15 protein-coding genes are annotated in these 18,959 nt (G+C 46.5%); 14 read left to right on the forward strand and 1 reads right to left on the reverse strand.

What is annotated here, in order from left to right:
• The first annotated feature begins 13 nt into the window (after window positions 1-13).
• The 7 genes from V7M78_RS01940 to argH all read left to right on the forward strand — a co-directional run bounded on the left by V7M78_RS01940 (window position 14) and on the right by argH (window position 8,838).
• Window positions 14-928: a LysR family transcriptional regulator gene (locus V7M78_RS01940; RefSeq protein WP_333645866.1), complete on the forward strand. Its 915-nt coding sequence runs from the start codon at window positions 14-16 to the stop codon at window positions 926-928.
• A gap of 128 nt (window positions 929-1,056) precedes the next feature.
• Window positions 1,057-2,247 carry an iron-containing alcohol dehydrogenase gene (locus V7M78_RS01945; protein WP_333645868.1) on the forward strand — a complete coding sequence of 397 codons (1,191 nt, stop codon included), beginning with the start codon at window positions 1,057-1,059 and terminating at the stop codon, window positions 2,245-2,247.
• A 143-nt stretch (window positions 2,248-2,390) separates the two neighbouring features.
• Complete coding sequence (locus V7M78_RS01950) at window positions 2,391-3,188, forward strand: sirohydrochlorin cobaltochelatase (protein WP_333645870.1); 798 nt, start codon at window positions 2,391-2,393, stop codon at window positions 3,186-3,188.
• On the forward strand, window positions 3,185-4,183 hold the full coding sequence (locus V7M78_RS01955) for an FAD:protein FMN transferase (RefSeq protein WP_333645872.1): 999 nt from the start codon (window positions 3,185-3,187) through the stop codon (window positions 4,181-4,183). The genes V7M78_RS01950 and V7M78_RS01955 overlap by 4 nt, the downstream gene beginning before the upstream one ends.
• A gap of 85 nt (window positions 4,184-4,268) precedes the next feature.
• Entirely contained in the window at window positions 4,269-4,706 is a 438-nt protein-coding gene (locus V7M78_RS01960; RefSeq protein WP_333645874.1) for a GtrA family protein, read from the forward strand.
• A 5-nt stretch (window positions 4,707-4,711) separates the two neighbouring features.
• On the forward strand, window positions 4,712-7,441 hold the full coding sequence (locus tag V7M78_RS01965; protein WP_333645876.1) for a YfhO family protein: 2,730 nt from the start codon (window positions 4,712-4,714) through the stop codon (window positions 7,439-7,441).
• Window positions 7,442-7,461: 20 nt separating this feature from the next.
• The gene (argH, locus tag V7M78_RS01970) at window positions 7,462-8,838 is read left to right on the forward strand and encodes an argininosuccinate lyase (RefSeq protein ID WP_333645878.1); all 1,377 of its coding nucleotides are present in this window, start codon (window positions 7,462-7,464) and stop codon (window positions 8,836-8,838) included.
• Between the two features lie 62 nt (window positions 8,839-8,900).
• Here the strand turns inward: argH and V7M78_RS01975 are convergent, their stop codons facing one another.
• Window positions 8,901-9,698, reverse strand: a complete 798-nt coding sequence (locus V7M78_RS01975) for a histidinol-phosphatase HisJ family protein (RefSeq protein ID WP_333645880.1) — start codon at window positions 9,696-9,698, stop codon at window positions 8,901-8,903.
• A gap of 216 nt (window positions 9,699-9,914) precedes the next feature.
• On the opposite strand from V7M78_RS01975, the gene gap reads away from it, so the two are divergent.
• From gap to V7M78_RS02010, 7 genes are all read left to right on the forward strand, one after another.
• Complete coding sequence (gene gap / locus V7M78_RS01980) at window positions 9,915-10,946, forward strand: type I glyceraldehyde-3-phosphate dehydrogenase (RefSeq protein WP_333645882.1); 1,032 nt, start codon at window positions 9,915-9,917, stop codon at window positions 10,944-10,946.
• Between the two features lie 85 nt (window positions 10,947-11,031).
• Complete coding sequence (locus V7M78_RS01985) at window positions 11,032-12,243, forward strand: phosphoglycerate kinase (RefSeq protein WP_333645884.1); 1,212 nt, start codon at window positions 11,032-11,034, stop codon at window positions 12,241-12,243.
• A gap of 66 nt (window positions 12,244-12,309) precedes the next feature.
• Window positions 12,310-13,062 carry a triose-phosphate isomerase gene (gene tpiA / locus V7M78_RS01990; RefSeq protein WP_333645886.1) on the forward strand — a complete coding sequence of 251 codons (753 nt, stop codon included), beginning with the start codon at window positions 12,310-12,312 and terminating at the stop codon, window positions 13,060-13,062.
• A gap of 288 nt (window positions 13,063-13,350) precedes the next feature.
• Entirely contained in the window at window positions 13,351-14,889 is a 1,539-nt protein-coding gene (gpmI, locus tag V7M78_RS01995; protein ID WP_333645888.1) for a 2,3-bisphosphoglycerate-independent phosphoglycerate mutase, read from the forward strand.
• Window positions 14,890-15,040: 151 nt separating this feature from the next.
• Window positions 15,041-16,276 carry a hypothetical protein gene (locus tag V7M78_RS02000; RefSeq protein ID WP_333645890.1) on the forward strand — a complete coding sequence of 412 codons (1,236 nt, stop codon included), beginning with the start codon at window positions 15,041-15,043 and terminating at the stop codon, window positions 16,274-16,276.
• A gap of 8 nt (window positions 16,277-16,284) precedes the next feature.
• Window positions 16,285-18,060, forward strand: coding sequence for an ABC transporter ATP-binding protein (locus tag V7M78_RS02005; RefSeq protein ID WP_333645892.1), 1,776 nt, complete (start codon window positions 16,285-16,287; stop codon window positions 18,058-18,060).
• A 31-nt stretch (window positions 18,061-18,091) separates the two neighbouring features.
• A complete protein-coding gene (locus V7M78_RS02010; protein WP_333645894.1) occupies window positions 18,092-18,958 on the forward strand; it encodes a DegV family protein in 867 nt (288 codons plus the stop codon).
• The last annotated feature ends 1 nt before the right edge of the window (window position 18,959 follow it).

Genomic DNA, 18,959 nt, shown 5'->3' on the forward strand with positions numbered 1-18,959 from the left:
AAGGAGGAGAAGAGTGAATACCGTATTGTTGCAATATGCCCTGGAAGTACAGCGAACCGGCTCCATTACCAGAGCCGCAGCCAGCCTCTCCATGGATCAGCCCAATTTAAGCAAGGCCATAAGAAGCCTGGAGGAAGGTCTGGGTGCACCGATTTTTAAAAGAACACCCAAAGGCATGGTTCCCACCTCCAGGGGCAGAGTTTTCCTGGAACAGGCCAGAAATGTTCTGATTCAGATTGAGGAGATGGAACACTTATATAAGCCGGATGAGCTGGAAGGTGTAAATTTTTCTGTTTCCATGCCCAGGTCCAGTTACTTAAGCCTTGCATTTTCCAGGGTTATTCAGAATCTGGGAAGCCAGGAGCCCATGAATGTGTGGCTGCGGGAAACCAGCACTGAAAACACATTAAAAGAAGTGGAATCAGGAGAGTATAACCTGGGAGTTATCCAGTATCCGGTATGTTCAGAAAAGTTCCATGCCAGAAAAATATGGGAAAAGGGACTTGCAGCGGAAACGGTTTTTGAATATGAGCTCAGGCTTCTTTTCTCTCAGGGCCATCCTCTTGCAGAAAAAGAAGATGTTGAGGAAGCAGACTTAATGCCCTATACGGAAATTGCCCAGGGCGAGGATGGACTGGAATACAGCGAGGAATGGAGCAGGGAAAAAGAAAGTCCCGAATCTTTAAAACGGATCTATGTCTTTGACAGGGAAAGTCAGCTCAACCTTTTAAGCCATGTCTCTGATGCTTATATGTGGACATCTCCCGTGCCTCAGGAGGCCCTTTCTAAGTTTCATCTGGTGGAGAGAAGGTGTAAAAAGAGCAGCAGGATATTCCGTGATGTTCTCATTTACCGGAAGGGGTATTCCCTTACGGCTTGGGACAGAGAGTTTCTGGGCGAACTGAAAAAGGTAACGAAAAACATGTGAAAAAGTAGAATGTTAAATATATATCAGTATTTATATACTGATATATATTTTTTTACCTTTGTTTTCCGTGCTTGTCTGAACTATAATAGGGGATAGAACAACAGGGAATTCATAAGGAGGGTTTTGAAATGGCCAGATTTACATTACCGAGAGATTTGTATCATGGAAAGGGAGCTTTAGAAGCACTGAAAGATTTAAAGGGAAAAAGAGCGATTGTGGTAGTCGGAGGCGGCTCCATGAAACGCTTTGGATTTCTGGACCGGGTGGAGGCTTACTTAAAGGAGGCCGGGATCGAGGTTCAGCTTTTTGAAGGTGTTGAGCCTGACCCCAGTGTGGAAACCGTGATGAAGGGTGCTGAAATGATGCGCCAATTTGAGCCTGACTGGATTGTTTCCATCGGCGGAGGTTCTCCTATTGATGCGGCAAAAGCCATGTGGGCATTTTACGAGTATCCGGATACCACATTTGAGGATTTGTGCATTCCCTTTAATTTTCCTACTCTGAGGACGAAAGCAAGATTTTGTGCAATCCCTTCCACTTCCGGTACAGCTACCGAGGTAACGGCATTCAGTGTGATTACGGATTATAACAAAGGAATCAAGTATCCTCTGGCAGATTTTAATATCACTCCGGATGTGGCTATTGTAGATCCTGAGCTGGCTGAGACAATGCCTCCCAAGCTGACAGCCCATACAGGCATGGATGCCATAACTCATGCAGTGGAAGCATATGTATCCACTCTTCACTGTGATTATACCGATCCTCTTGCCCTTCATGCCATCAAAATGATACATAATGATTTGCTGGATTCCTATAACGGAGATCAGGAAGCACGTGCCCGTATGCACAATGCCCAGTGTCTGGCCGGAATGGCATTTTCCAATGCTCTTTTGGGAATTGTCCACTCCATGGCCCATAAGACAGGTGCTGCTTATTCTGGAGGACATATTGTCCACGGATGTGCCAATGCCATGTATCTTCCTAAAGTAATCAAGTTTAATTCCAGAGTTCCCGAGGCCGCAAAGCGTTATGGGGAAATCGCTGCTTTTATAGGATTAAAGGGAAATAATGATGAGGAGCTGGTTGATGCACTGATTGCAGAACTCCGCTCCATGAACGAAAAGCTGGATATTCCTGCCTGCATTAAGGAATATGAAGGCGGTATCATTGACGAAGCTGAGTTCAATGATAAATTAAAGTCAGTAGCAGAGCTGGCAGTAGGTGATGCATGCACCGGCTCCAACCCAAGGCCCATTACGGCCCCTGAGATGGAGAAACTGCTGACCTGTTGTTACTATGATAAAGAGGTAGACTTCTAAATAACCTCCAAAAACTGAATGCAATGTGCGCTATGGGTGCAGAACCTTTCCGGTTTTGCACCCATAGTTCGTAAAAAGAGATTTGACAGCAATTTTCATCTATGATATGTTATTCAGGAAAACGGAAGAAAGGGATTTTAAAGATGAAACAGGCAATTTTGGCGGTTAGCTTTGGAACCACTTATCATGAGAGCAGAATGAAAACCATTGAGGCAATTGAGGCGGATATAAAGGAAGCCTTTCCGGATTTTGAGCATCGCCGTGCCTTTACCAGCGGAATCATCATCAATATTTTGAAAAAACGGGATAGCATATATATTGACAATGTGTCTGAGGCTTTGGAAAAGCTGGCTGGTGAGGGCTTTGAACGGGTCATCGTACAGCCTACCCTGGTTATGGGAGGGGAGGAAAATGACCTTATGCTGGCAGCAGTCCGGGAATATGAAGGGCGGTTTAAGCAGGTTGTATGCGGAAGGCCTCTGCTTTCTGGGGAAGAGGATTACCAGAGGCTTGCTGATATTTTAAATGAAGATACAAAGGAATATGATTCCGAGGAAACGAAGATCATATGGATGGGCCACGGTACAGAGCATGAGGCCAATGAGGTTTATGAGCGTCTGAACCGGGTTTTTGAGGATAAGGGCTATAACAGGCATCATGTGGGAACTGTAGAGGCGGAGCCGGCCTTTGATCAGGTAAAGGAAGACGTGAAGAAAACGGATTTCAGCCGGGCAGTGCTGCAGCCCCTTATGATCGTCTGCGGGGACCATGCCCATAATGATATGGCAGGAGAGGATGAGGATTCCTGGAAAAGCCAGTTGGAAGCGGAGGGCTATGAAGTAGTCTGCCGCTTAAAAGGAATGGGAGAGCTGGAGGGCGTGCGAAGGCTTCTGGTGGACCATGCCAAAGAAGCCATACAAAGGCTGGAGGACATTGCATGAAGGGAAAGAGAGCGGTTATTTTAATTGTCGGTGTGCTTCTGCTGCTTACAGGCTGTCAGCGGAAGATAGAACCTATCAGCAAGTCCGGCTATATGCTGAATACCTTTGTGACTGTGACCATTTATGATAAGGATGATCCGGAAATTTTAGAGGGCAGCCTGGAGCTGTGCCGTTCTTATGAAAATATTCTCAGTAAGACTTTGGAGGGAAGCGAGGTCTACCGGCTGAATCACAGGCCTTTGGGAGAACAGACCGTGACCGTATCCCAGGATGTGGCAAACCTGGTTTCCAGGGGGATTTCTTATTCCCGGATGTCAGATGGCGGCTTTGATGTGACCGTAGAGCCTTTATCTTCCTTATGGGACTTTACCTCCTCTGATCCTGTAATCCCCGGAGATGATGAAATCAGGCAGGCAGCGGCCAAGGTGGGATATGAGAATTTAAAGCTGGAGGGAAATACCCTCACATTTTTATCTCCGGAAACAACCCTTGATTTCGGTGCAATAGCCAAAGGCTATATTGCGGACAGAATCAAGGATTATCTCCTGGAAAAGGGAGTGAAAAGTGCAGTGATCAATTTAGGAGGCAATGTGCTATGTGTGGGAGAAAAGCCTGACGGAGAGGCCTTTAAGATCGGGCTTCAAAAGCCTTATGCAGACCGGAATGAAACCATAGAAATTCTGGATATCCGGGATTTGTCGGTGGTATCCTCAGGTGTATACGAGCGTCATTTCGAAAAGGATGGGGTCAATTACCACCATCTTTTAGACCCCAAAAGCGGATATCCTTATGACAACGGACTGGTTTCAGTGACCATTCTTTCCACTTTGTCTGTTGATGGGGACGGTTTATCCACCACCCTCTTTTCCCTGGGACTGGAAAAGGGAATCGAGCTGGCAAATTCTTTAGAGGATGTGTATGCCGTGTTTATTACAAAGGATGGAGAGGTCCATTATTCTGAGGGAGCGGAGCAGTTTCTGGCCGAAAAGAAGTAGAAGACCCCTGAATTTCTTTACATTTTTCCATCCTTATAATACAATAGAGAAAATATCTTGAAGGTGCGGCTTTACAGGAGAATGGATGATGATTAAAAAAATATGGGACAGGCTGATGAACCGTGAAGTCATTTCCTATTTAATATTCGGCGTGCTGACAACGGCGGTAAACTGGGTGGTTTACAGCCTGATGGTGAAGTCCGGCACAGATTACCGGATTGCAACGGCAGTGGCCTGGGCGGTATCGGTTCTGTTTGCTTTTCTTGTAAATAAAATCTTTGTTTTTCAAAGCTATGACCTGCATCCGGGGATTATTGCGAAGGAGGCTGTTTCTTTTACTGCATGCAGGATATTGTCCGGCATCATGGAGATGGTCTTTATGGTAATCATGGTTTCCTGGCTCAGTTGGAATGAATATGGAAGCAAGGTGCTGGTGTCCGTAGTTGTTGTGATTGCTAATTATGTATTCAGTAAGCTTTTCATATTCCGGAAACATGAGAAAGACCCCTGTAAAGAGAGGTAAGCAAAATGGAACTCAATGACGAGATTGCAAAAATTTCGAAAGAGCTAGAGGATATGCTTAAGATGACGACAGATGAAAAAGAAGACATAACAGAAGCCGGGGACTTGAAAGCAGAAAACGGGAACCCGGAGGCTGATTTTTTTGAGATTTTACAGGAAGATGAGACAGAACCGGAAGACGGGTATATAGAAGTTTCAGAAGAAAGACAGAATCAGGAAGAGACAGGGGATGAGGAGGGAAACACTGCCTCACCCGTGCTTGTCAGGCCTTGTGACGGGCTGATCGCTGCTTTTTTGGTTCCAGTGGTCATTATGATCATCATATTTGCCCAGAGAGGAATATTTCCCTTTGGAGAAGAAAGCTTTCTTAGAACCGATATGTACCACCAGTATGCTCCCTTTTTCTCAGAATTCCGCCACAAGCTGACTCAGGGTGGAAGCCTGCTCTATAGCTGGAATATGGGCATGGGAGTGAATTTTGCAGCCCTTTACGCCTATTACCTGGCAAGTCCTTTAAACTGGCTGATCATCCTCTGTCCGAAAAATTACGTCATAGAGTTTATGACTTATATGATCGTGTTTAAAATCGGGCTGAGCGGTCTTTCCTTTGCATGGTATCTGCGAAAGCATAATAAAACCAGTGATTTTGGAATTGCATATTTTGGTATTTTTTATGCATTGTCCGGATATATGGCGGCCTATAGCTGGAATATCATGTGGCTGGACTGCCTCCTTCTCTTTCCCCTCATTGTGCTGGGGCTGGAGAGGCTTGTAAAGGAAAAAAAGTGCTTTTTATATTGCATCACTCTTGGGCTGTCAATTTTGTCCAACTATTATATATCGATTATGATATGTATTTATATGGTGTTTTATTTCGGATGCCTTCTCATTCTGGAGGGGAGAAAACCGTGGAAGGAATTCTTTACCCATATTTGGCATTTCACCCTGTTTTCCCTGCTGGCAGGAGGACTTGCGGCTGTGGTGCTGCTTCCGGAAATTTATGCCCTTCAGTCCACGGCCTCGGGAGATTTTAATTTTCCTCAGACAGTCAGTTCTTATTTCTCCATCTTTGACATGATTGCCAGACATCTTCCGGCGGTGGAAACGGAAATCGGGCTGGATCATTGGCCTAATATCTACTGCGGAACCGGAATTTTGCTGTTTTTCCTCCTGTATCTGGGATGCCGCCAGATCAGGCGGAGAGAAAAAATTGTGATGTGCGGGCTTTTGCTGTTTTTCTTTGCCAGCTTTTCGGTCAATGTACTGAATTTTATCTGGCATGGATTTCACTTTCCAAACAGCCTTCCCTGCAGACAGTCCTTTATTTATATTTTTCTCATGCTGCTGGCCGGGTATCAGGCTTACATTCATTTAGATCAGATTCCCTGGAGGCATGTTGTACTGGCTCTGTTCGCTTCGGTGTCCTTTGTTCTTATGGCTGAGAAGCTGATTGATGATGAGGCTTACCATTTTTCTCTTTTCTATGGGGCGATTATCCTTCTATTTGCTTATGGCGGGCTGATCAATCTATACCAGAAGGGGCACGGCAGGAATATGCTCATACTCCTGACTCTGGGTCTGGTGGCCCTGGAGGCGGCGGTAAACACCACGGTAACCAGCGTGACCACCACAAGCAGGACCAGCTATATAAGGGACAACCAGGCCTCCAGAGAGCTTATGGAGGGATTGCCTGAACTGCCTTTTTACCGGGTGGAAAAGGTAAGCCGGAAGACAAAAAATGACGGGGCATGGCTGAACATTCCCACAGTGTCATTATTTTCTTCTACAGCCAATTCGGATTTGTCTGAATTCTTTAAAAAGCTGGGCTGCGAAAGTTCCACCAATGCCTACAGCATTACGGGAAGCACACCTCTGGTAGATTCCTTACTGGCAGTCCGGTATGGATTGTATTCGGAAAGCACAGAGGATACCGGAACTTCGGTTCTGGTTTCTGAAAAAGATGATATGTATCTTAAGGAAAATTCTTATGCCCTTCCTTTGGGCTTTATGGTTCCCTATGACCTGGAAGGCAACTGGCGTCTGGAGCTGTCCAATCCGGCAGAGGTTCAGAACGATTTGGCAGTGATTTTGGGAGCCGGCTCTGTGCTTGAGGAAGTAACCGCTGATATCACCGGAAAGAGCCTGTCCTTTACGCCCGAAGAGGCTGGGGAGTATTATGTGTACGTCAGCAACAAAAAGGTGGAAAAGGTGACTGTCCTCATAGGGGAGAAGACCAAAAACTTTGACAATGTAAACCGGGGATATTTGCTGGAGCTGGGATATTTGAACTCAGGCGAAGAAATTACCCTGCGAAATGATGACAATGACCAGGATCTGGTGGCAGAGGTCTACCGGTTCCTGCCTGAGGGCCTGGAAGCGGTTCATGGCATATTAAATACGAGTCCTTTAAACTTAACTGAGCAGACAGATACCCGGATATGGGGAACTGTGGAGGCGGAGCGGGCAGGACTGCTGTTTTTAAGCATTCCCTATGACAAGGGCTGGACCATTCTGGTGGATGGAAAAGAGGCGGAGCCTTATAAGATATTTGATACGTTTTTAAGCGTTCATGTGTCTTCCGGGTTCCATGAAATTTCTTTACAATACATGCCTGAGGGCTTAAAGACCGGAGCAATGATCACAGCCGCCAGCATTTTCACTTTGCTGGCCCTTGCCGGAATTTTTGCAATGCGGGAGAAGAAGCATAAGCCCATGCGCAGCCATTCAATACAATAACGGAAAGAGGAGATTTAATTATGAAATTATGGGGCGGACGCTTCACGAAAGAAACCAACCAACTGGTTCACAATTTTAATGCATCCATATCATTTGACCAGAAGTTTTACCATCAGGATATTGAAGGCAGCATTGCCCATGTGAAGATGCTGGCAAAGCAGGGAATTCTGACAGCAGAAGACCAGGATGTGATTGTAGAAGGACTTTTAGGCATCAGGGCTGATTTGGAAAGCGGAGCCCTGGTCATCACTTCGGAGCATGAGGATATCCACTCTTTTGTGGAAGCAGTCCTTACTGAGCGTGTGGGAGAGGCTGGAAAACGCCTTCACACCGGGCGCAGCCGCAACGATCAGGTGGCCCTTGATATGAAGTTATACACGAGAGATGAAATTTCTGAGCTTGACCAGTTGGTAAACGGACTGTTGAAGGAACTTTTAAAGCTGATGGAGGAGCATTTAGACACCTATATGCCTGGCTTCACCCACTTGCAAAAGGCACAGCCAATTACCTTGGCTCATCACCTTGGCGCTTATTTTGAAATGTTTTACCGGGATCTGACCCGCCTTCAGGATATCAGAAAGAGGATGAACTACTGTCCTCTCGGCTCCGGTGCCCTGGCAGGAACTACCTATCCCCTGGACCGGGAATATACGGCAGAGCTCCTTGGCTTTGACGGGCCGACTCTTAACAGCATGGACTCTGTGGCTGACAGGGATTATCTGATTGAGCTGTTAAGCGCCCTTTCCACTATAGCCATGCATTTGAGCAGATTCTGTGAGGAAATCATCATCTGGAATACCAATGAATACCGCTTTGTGGAAATCGACGATTCCTACAGCACGGGAAGCAGCATCATGCCTCAGAAAAAAAATCCGGATATTGCAGAGCTGATCCGCGGCAAGACAGGCCGGGTTTACGGTGCCTTGATGGCGCTGCTCACTACCATGAAGGGAACTCCTCTGGCCTATAATAAGGACATGCAGGAGGATAAGGAGCTGACCTTTGATGCCATTGATACGGTAAAAGGCTGTCTGGCTCTGTTTTCAGGCATGATTTCTTCCATGACTTTCCGAAGGGATGTGATGGAGAAAAGCGCTAAAAACGGCTTTACCAATGCGACGGATGCGGCCGATTATCTGGTGAACAAGGGAGTGGCTTTCCGGGATGCCCATGGAGTTGTGGGACAGCTTGTGCTTTTCTGCATTGAAAAAGGAATTGCTCTTGATGATATGACTCTGGAAGAATATAAGGACATCAGCCCTGTATTTGAGGAGGATATTTACGAGGCCATCAGTTTAAAAACATGTGTAGAGAAACGAATGACCATCGGAGCTCCTGGCCAGGAGGCAATGAAGAAGGTTATCAGCATTTATAAGAAAAGACTTGATCATGAATAAGCATTTTTAACAAAAGAAAACCGGAAAACAGGCAGAAACGGCTGTGTTTTCCGGTTTTGTGATTACAAGGGCTTGAATTCCGGTTTTCTCCCCTTAAACTCCGTATAGTAGGAAAAACCGCAGTCTATAAGCATGTCTCTGGTTCTTTGAAAGTCAGCACCTAAATCCTGAGGGATATGGGCGTCGGAGCCGATGGTCAGGATTTCCCCGCCCAGCTCCCGGTAGCGCTTCAGCACCTGGATGGAGGGATTGGGCTGTGTGAGGCCCTTGCGGAAACCGCCGGTATTGCATTCGATTCCCTTTCCCCGTTCAATGATGGCCTTTAAGATTTCATCCAGAATATCCTGGTATCCTTCGTAGCTGTAGAACCTGGATTTATTAGGCCCATAGCGGACAATATAGTCAATATGGCCTGCCACATCATAATGATTTAAATTTCTTACATTATCCAGCGTGGTTTGGAAATACTGGAGATAAGCTTCCCTCTCTTCCTTTCCTTCAAAAAACTCCGGGTACGCAGGGTCTTTTCTGTTGACGAAATGAGTGGAGCCGATAATAAAGTCAAAGGAAAAGGCGGAGAGCAGTTGGTCAAAGTATTCCTTTAAATGGGTCTGAAGGCCAAGCTCAATCCCAATGCGGAGATCGATTTTGTCCTTGTATTCTTCCTTCAATAAAGACATGGTTTCCATATACCGGTCAATGTCAAGGGTGAAATCAATGGGGGATTCCACGTCATAGTCATGGTGGTCGGTAACACAAAGAGATTTCATACCAAGCTCTATAGCCCGCTGCAGCTGGGCAGCCATAGGGGTGGAGGAATCTCCTGAAAAATCGGTGTGAAAATGATAATCTGACAGCATAAAGTTTCCTTTCAAAATCAGTTTTGCATGGTTAGGACAGAAATTTAAATTCATTATAATCAATGGGAGGAGGAAAAGCAATCAGATATTTAGAAAGAAGATTTCCTTGGAAATTAAAAAAAGGACTTGCTATTTATGGGTAAATTAGGTAAAATGAAGAGTAGTTGATTAATATTTAACGATCAAATTAATTTTATTCTTTAGGAGGAATGAATTATGGCAGTAAAAGTAGCGATTAACGGTTTCGGACGTATTGGCCGCCTTGCATTCAGACAGATGTTTGGTGCAGAAGGCTACGATGTAGTTGCAATTAACGATTTAACAGATCCAGCAATGCTGGCACACTTATTAAAATATGACACCGCACAGGGAGGATATGCCGGATATTACGGTGAGGCTGCTCATACCGTAGAGGCTGGAGAAGATTCCATCACTGTAGACGGAAAGACCATTAAAATCTATGCACAGGCAAAGGCTGCCGAGCTTCCTTGGGGAGAAATCGGAGTTGACGTAGTTCTTGAGTGTACAGGTTTCTACTGCGCTAAGGACAAGGCTCAGGCTCACATCGATGCAGGCGCTAAGAAGGTTGTTATTTCCGCTCCGGCTGGAAACGATCTTCCAACCGTTGTTTACGGCGTAAATGAGCAGGTTGTGACAGCAGATGACAAGATCATCTCCGCAGCTTCCTGTACAACCAACTGCCTGGCTCCTATGGCTAAGGCTCTTAACGATTATGCACCAATCCAGTCCGGCATCATGAGCACCATCCATGCTTACACAGGCGATCAGATGATCCTTGACGGACCACATAGAAAAGGCGATTTAAGAAGAGCAAGAGCAGGCGCTGCCAACATCGTTCCTAACTCTACCGGTGCTGCAAAGGCAATCGGTCTGGTTATTCCGGAATTAAGCGGCAAGCTGATCGGTTCCGCACAGCGTGTTCCTGTTGTTACAGGCTCCACAACCATCTTAACAGCAGTTGTTAAGGGCGCTGATGTGACTAAGGATGCGATTAATGCAGCTATGAAGGCAGCAGCAAACGAGTCCTTCGGCTACAATACAGATGAGATTGTTTCTTCTGATATTGTTGGTACAAGATTCGGTTCTATCTTCGATGCTACCCAGACTATGGTATCCAAGATCGGCGATGACTTATATCAGGTTCAGGTTGTTGCATGGTATGACAATGAGAACTCCTATACAAGCCAGATGGTTCGTACAATTAAGTACTTTGCTGAATTAGGCTAATGATCCACCAGGGGTCCGGTCGTTATGGACCGGGCCCTTTTATGTTGAAAAGAAATAACAGTAAACCGGAAAGGAGCAACCAGACATGCTGAATAAGAAAACAGTTGATGATTTAACAGGATTGCAGGGAAAGAGAGTTTTAGTAAGATGTGACTTCAACGTACCCTTAAAGGAGGGCGTGATTCAGAACTACAACCGTATTGACGGAGCCATTCCTACCATTAAGAAATTACTGGACCAGGGCGCAAAGGTGATTCTCTGCTCCCATTTGGGAAAACCAAAGGGCGAGCCCCTTCCTGAGATGTCCCTTGCACCTGTTGCACCTGCTTTAAGTGAGAGACTTGGCGTGGAAGTGAAGTTTGCAGATGATCCTAAGGTAACAGGTCCGGAGACCGTAAAGCTGGCTGAAGAATTAAAGGACGGCGAAGTGCTGCTGCTCCAGAACACCCGCTACAGAGTGGAGGAGACAAAGTACGGCAAGGATGAGAACGCAGAAGCCTATGCCAAAGAGCTGGCTTCCCTCTGCGACGGTATTTTCGTCAATGATGCCTTTGGTACGGCTCACAGATCCCACTGCTCCAACGTAGGTGTTGCAAAGCATGCAGATGTGAACGTGGTTGGCTATCTGATGGAAAAAGAGATCAAGTTCCTGGGACAGACAGTAGAAAATCCGGTGCGCCCTTTTGTGGCAATTCTGGGCGGAGCAAAGGTTTCCGATAAGCTCAACGTAATCAACAACCTTCTCGACAAGGTGGACACCCTGATCATCGGCGGCGGTATGGCTTATACCTTTGCAAAGGCACAGGGAAAGAAGATCGGCAATTCCCTATGCGAAGATGACAAGCTGGATTATGCTCTGGAAATGATCAAAAAGGCAGAGGCTAAGGGCGTAAAGCTGCTTCTTCCCGTAGACAATGTGGCAGGCAAGGAATTTTCCAACGATACGGAGAGAAAAATCGTGGAAAATATTGATGATGGCTGGTCAGGATTTGACATCGGACCTAAGACCATTGAAATCTTTAAGGATGCCTTAAAGGATGCCAAGACTGTTGTATGGAACGGACCTATGGGCGTATTTGAGTTCTCCAATTTCGCAGAAGGAACCCTGGAGGTATGCCGTGCGGTTGCTGCTCTTTCTGATGCGACAACAGTCATCGGCGGCGGCGATTCTGTCAATGCTGTGAAGAGACTTGGCTTTGCTGATAAGATGACTCATATCTCCACAGGCGGCGGTGCTTCCCTTGAATTCTTAGAGGGTAAGGAGCTTCCGGGAGTAGCTGCAGCAGATAATAAATAAATTGTATTGCAGGCCCGGCAGACTGTCTCTGTCCGGGCCTTACAGAGAGGGAAAGGAAGAAAAAGTATGTCCAGAAGGAAAATTATAGCAGGAAACTGGAAGATGAATATGACTCCCACCGAGGCAGTGGAGCTTGTCAATACATTAAAGCCGCTGGTGGAAAATGATGAAGTGGATGTTGTTTTCTGCGTTCCGGCCATTGATATCATACCGGCTATGGAAGCGGCTAAGGGTTCCAACATCAACATCGGTGCTGAGAATATGTATTATGAGGATAAGGGCGCTTATACCGGCGAAATTTCCCCGGCCATGTTAAAGGATGCAGGGGTTAAGTACGTGGTAATCGGCCATTCTGAAAGAAGAGAGTATTTTGCAGAGTCTGATGAAACCGTAAATAAAAAGGTTCTTAAGGCATTTGAATACGGCATTACTCCTATTGTCTGCTGCGGAGAGTCCTTAACTCAGAGAGAGCAGGGAATTACCCTTGACTGGATACGCCAGCAGATTAAGATTGCCTTCTTAAATGTAACTGCTGCACAGGCGGCAGAGGCTGTTATCGCTTACGAGCCCATCTGGGCAATCGGTACAGGCAAGGTGGCAACAACAGAGCAGGCGCAGGAAGTTTGTGCTGCGATCCGTGTGTGTATTGCAGAAATCTATGATGATGCAACTGCAGAAGCTATCCGCATTCAGTACGGCGGTTCTGTTTCCGCTGCAAGCGCACCGGAGCTTTTTGTACAGCCGGATATTGACGGCGGCCTGGTTGGCGGAGCCTCTTTAAAGCCGGAGTTCGGCACCATTGTAAATTATAATAAATAAAAAATGAACGATGCTGCCTTCTTTCTGTATTTAAAGGAGGCAGCTTTTTCCTTTCCAGGATAGCCGGGAACACATTTTCTATTCACCGGTTGCGGGAAATGGATAAATCGTGTAAAATATAGCTTATGAGAAGTTATCTCCTCAACTTCTCATAAAAGGTGCCGGTTTTAGCACCGTCCATCCGATGATGAAAACTTGTTTTCATCATATAGTGTTGTAAGGCATTGATAAATAAGATGTAAGGACTACACAATTATAGAATGAACATAAAGAAAAGGAGAATCAGCTATGAATAAAAAGCCGGTTGTATTGATGATACTTGATGGTTACGGATTAAATGACAACTGTGACCATAACGCCGTTTGTGAAGGAAAGACCCCGGTCATGGACCAGCTTATGAACCAGTGTCCTTTTGTGAAGGGCAATGCCAGCGGACTGGCAGTAGGACTTCCTGACGGTCAGATGGGAAATTCTGAGGTAGGACATTTAAACATGGGTGCAGGACGGATTGTGTACCAGGAGCTTACCCGGATCACAAAATCCATAGCAGACGGAGATTTCTTTGAAGTTCCGGAATTTTTAGAGGCAGTGGAAAACTGCAAGAAGAATGATTCTGCCCTTCATATGTGGGGGCTGGTATCTGACGGCGGCGTTCACAGCCATAATACCCATATTTACGGACTTCTGGAGCTGGCAAAGAGAAGCGGCCTGGAAAAAGTCTATGTTCACTGCTTTTTAGACGGACGTGACACCCCTCCGGCTTCCGGCAAGGGCTTTGTTGAGGAAATGGAAGCCAAGATGAAGGAAATCGGCGTAGGAAAGGTAGCTTCTGTTATGGGACGCTACTATGCCATGGACAGGGACAACCGCTGGGATCGTGTGGAACGGGCCTACAATGCCCTGACAAAGGGAGAAGGAAAGCAGGTTGAGTCAGCACCGGCTGGAATCCAGACTTCCTATGACGCAGCTGTTTATGACGAATTTGTAGAGCCTTTTGTTGTGACAGAGGCCGGAAAGCCGGTTGCATCAGTAAAGGATCGGGATTCCGTAATCTTTTTCAACTTCCGCCCGGACCGTGCCCGCGAGATCACAAGAGCTTTCTGTGATGATGAATTCAAGGGCTTTGACAGAGGAGAGCGGTTAAAGCTGACTTATGTGTGCTTTACGGATTACGATACCACCATCCATAATAAACTGGTTGCCTTTAAAAAGGAATCCATATCAAATACTCTGGGACAGTTCCTGGCTGACAACGGAAAGACCCAGGCCAGAATTGCTGAAACAGAGAAATATGCTCACGTGACCTTCTTCTTTAACGGAGGAGTGGAGGAGCCAAATCCGGGAGAAGACAGGATTCTGGTTCCGTCCCCTAAGGTTGCTACCTATGACCTTCAGCCGGAGATGAGCGCACCTGTTGTCTGCGACAAGCTGGAGGAGGCGATCCGGTCCGGAAAATACGACGTGGTTATCGTCAACTTCGCAAATCCCGACATGGTAGGCCATACGGGAATTGAAACGGCAGCCATCAAGGCCATTGAAACTGTGGATGTCTGCCTGGGAAGAACGGTACAGGCAGTCAAGGATATGGACGGCGTCCTCTTTGTCTGCGCTGACCACGGAAATGCAGAGCAGCTTCTGGACTATGAAACAGGGGAGCCATTTACAGCCCACACCACCAACCCGGTTCCATTTATTCTGGTCAATGCAGACCCGTCCCTAAAGCTGAGAGAGGGAGGTTGTCTGGCCGATATTGCCCCGACTCTCATTGAACTGATGGGATTGGAGCAGCCAAAAGAGATGACAGGAAAATCTTTACTTGTAAAATAAATTCAAGAAATTGAAATAAGGGCTTTCCGGTGATCTGCCGGGGCCCTTACTTTATCAGGAAAAATTAATATTTGTCCATGAGGGTTTTATGCTTCCATTTCCGGCAGAAATACGATAGAATAAAGAAAGGTGTATTTAGAAGGGGTCGTTGATGAGTATTCGAATAAGGTTTTCTTTAGAACCGAGAAAAACGGTTTTTTTCGGAAACAAACTTAATTACCAGATGGCGGAGACTGTGGCAAGGGAAATGGGCCATAAGTGTTTCCGGGTAGATAGTTTTTTGCTTGTACAATTATGCCCGGAGGGCTATGTATGGTTAAAATGGAATAAGCATAAGCTTCAGGGGGAGAGTCAGACCAATATTGCGGGGCCGGGCTTTCATGCGGCTGTCATTGAGTATTTGGAACGGCTGGCTAAGCGGGAGAAGCTGAAGCTGAAGGTAGATGACAAGACTGGATATTTTGTGAAAAAAGATTTTCTGGCTATGCGTCAGAAGTATTTTTACCAATGGTTTTCAGAGCTGATTGAGCTGGTGTCCGGCTGGGAGGGCAACGAGGAATTCACCTTCTGCTGGCCCGCTCTTTACTACGTTCCGGACCGGCAGGAGGGAAGGCTGATCACCCATATCCGGTCATTTTCCTTTCAGGAACTGAAAGGGATGCTGGGGTCTGGAATGAGTGTGGCCTTTGCAAAGGATTTTTTTGTCTGGAATGAAGTGGAAAAGGATGCCCTTTTTTACCGTAACAGCGCTTTGGTTTTGCTGAATCAGTCCTGTTACTTTATGCCCTCAGACAGAAGCCCTCAGGATAAGGCCGTGAACCGGCTTATTATTGAGCTGCTGGAAACAGCCCTGTCCATGAACCCGGAGCTCTCCTTTCCTAAAAAGGAGTATCTGGAGATCTGCGGACTGGATGGGCATGAGCCGGTGAATTTAAGGGAGGTAAATCCCATGCCTGAGGAGCTTTCCGTGGGCTGCCGAAGGCATCTGATTTACAGGAAGATCGGCAATATGAGCTTTGGGATTCCGGGAAATTTTCTGTATGATGAAACGGATAAGAGCTGCATGGACCACTATTATGACGGGAAGGAATACGGAGGCCACGATTATTACATCTATGCGGCTGTATTTGAAGGGCGTCCTGCAGAATTTAAAAACAAGTGGTTTGAAGAAGGGGAGACAGATGAGCTTCTGGATTTTGAAGTAGGGAAAGCCAGGGCCAGGGCGGCCTTTTATAAGCCTGAGGAAAAGGATGGGGAGATTCTTTATGGGATGACGGCCCAGGTGCTTTATGGGGAACAGCGGATGAACATTAAGATTATAAGCAGAAAGCCAGGGGAAAGGGAATGGGCTTTGGGGCTTATTAAGAATATTACCATTACAGAATAGAGGACTTCATGAAAGAGAAAGAGATGAAAACGGGCACGTTGCTGAGACGTTTTGTGCCCTATTATAAAAAATATACGAATATTATGGTCATGGACTTGTTTTGTGCGTCCCTTACCACGATTTGTGAACTGGTGCTGCCGCTGATTCTGCGCTACATCACCAATCAGGGAATGAAAGATTTGACCATGTTAACGGTACGTACCATTGTTGGAATCGGAGCCCTGTATTTCGGGCTCCGGATCATTGACGGCATGGCAAGCTTTTACATGGCTTATACCGGACATGTAATGGGAGCTGCCATTGAAACGGATATGAGAGAGGATGCCTTCGGACATCTGCAAAAATTGTCGGATAATTATTTTAACAACACAAAGGTGGGGCAGATCATGTCCCGGATCACCAGCGACTTGTTCGATGTGACGGAATTTGCCCACCACTGTCCTGAGGAGTTTTTCATAGCCCTTTTAAAGACAGTGGTATCCTTTATTATTTTGTCAGGAATCAACCTGCCTCTGACCCTGATTATTTTCCTGCTGATACCGGTTATGGCTATCTCCTGCACCTACTTTAACATTCAGGTTAAAAAGGCATTTAAGCACCAGAGAAACCACATCGGTGAGCTGAATGCCAGGATCGAGGACAGTCTTTTAGGAAATAAAGTGGTACGGGCTTTTGCCAATGAAAAAATTGAGATTGAAAAGTTTAACAAGGATAATCTGGAGTTTCTGGAAATCAAGCGCAAGACCTATAAGTATATGGCTGCCTTCCAGAACACCATCCGGATGTTTGACGGCCTCATGTATGTGGTGGTCATCGTTGCCGGCGGTATTTTCATGATCAAAGGAATCATTGAGCCGGGAGATTTGGTGGCTTATACCTTGTATGTAACCACACTTTTGGCTACCATCCGCAGGATTATTGAATTTGCGGAGCAGTTCCAGAGAGGAATGACAGGAATTGAGCGTTTTATAGAGCTGATGGATGCCAATGTGGATATTTTTGATGAGCAGGGGGCCAAGCCTCTTTCTGAGGTGAAGGGAAGCATTTCCTTCCGGAATGTATCCTTTGAGTATCCCGATGACCATAATCCAGTGCTGACCAATATAGAACTGAATATAAAGCCGGGAGAAAAGGTGGCCCTTGTAGGTCCCTCAGGCGGCGGAAAGACAACCCTCTGCAACCTGATTCCCCGTTTTTATGACCCCAGCTCAGGGGAAATCCTAATTGACGGACAGGATATTAAAAATGTGACCTTGAAAAGCCTTCGCAGTACGGTAGGAGTGGTCCAGCAGGATGTTTATCTGTTTTCAGGAAGTGTTTTTGAAAACATTGAATACGGCCGTCCGGGAGCTTCCAAAGAGGAAGTGATGGAGGCGGCAAAGATGGCGGGAGCCCATGAATTCATTACAGGGCTCAAGGATGGATATGAGACTTATGTGGGAGAGCGGGGCGTGAAGCTTTCCGGAGGACAGAAGCAGAGAATCAGCATTGCCAGAGTATTTCTTAAAAATCCTCCGGTGCTGATCCTGGATGAGGCAACCTCTGCCCTGGACAATGAAAGCGAGCACCTGGTATCCCAGTCTTTAGACAGGCTGGCAGTAGGGCGTACCACCCTCACCATTGCCCACCGTCTGACCACCATTCAGAATGCGGACAGGATTCTGGTTCTGTCTGACAGCAATATTGTGGAAGAGGGAAATCATGAGGAACTGCTTGAAAAACGAGGCATGTATTATCAGCTTTACACATCTGCCAATGAGGCAGAGGAGGATGACGGGAACTAGTGCATCGTCCTGCAAATAAAGGAGAACAGAAATGAAAGCAGCAATTGTTACGGACAGCAACAGCGGAATCACCCAGAAGCAGGGGGAAGAGGCGGGAATTTACGTGGTTCCCATGCCTTTTATGATGGATGGGGAAACATATTTTGAGGATGTCAATCTGACACAGGAAGAATTTTTTAACAGGCTGGAAGGAGGGGCGGATATTTCCACCTCTCAGCCTTCTCCTGCTGATTTAATAGACTTATGGAAAAAGCTGCTGGAGGAATACGATGAAATCGTTCATATTCCCATGTCCAGCGGCTTAAGCAGCTCATGTCAGACAGCCATGATTCTGGCGGAGGAGTTTGACGGAAAGGTTTTTGTTGTCAATAACCAGAGAATATCCGTAACCCAGAGACAGTCTGTTTTGGAGGCTGCGAAAATGGCGGCCTCCGGAATGAGTGCCGGGGAAATCAGGGAGATTCTGGAAGAAACAAAGCTGGATTCCACCATTTACATCACTGTGGATACCCTGGAATATTTGAAAAAGGGCGGAAGGATTACAGCGGCTGCGGCCCTGCTGGGCACATTTTTGCGGATCAAGCCGGTTCTTACTATTCAGGGGGAAAAGCTTGACGCTTTTGCAAAGGCCAGAACCATGAAGCAGGCCAAGTCCATTATGGTGACTGCGGCAAAAAAGGACATGGAGGAGCGCTTTGGAGATTCGTCTGGAAGAGGCACAAACATTGCAGTCGCCCACAGCAACAGCCTGGAGGCTGCCATGGAGTTTAAGAAGGAGCTGGAGGATATTTTTCCTGAGGCAGAAGAAATCTATGTGGATAATCTATCCCTGAGTGTTTCCTGTCACATCGGGCCCGGAGCCCTGGCAATCGCATGTACGAAAAAGCTGGAGGTATGAC

It is taken from the genome of Lacrimispora sp., assembly GCF_036758025.1.
In the GTDB taxonomy this organism is placed as follows: domain Bacteria; phylum Bacillota; class Clostridia; order Lachnospirales; family Lachnospiraceae; genus Lacrimispora.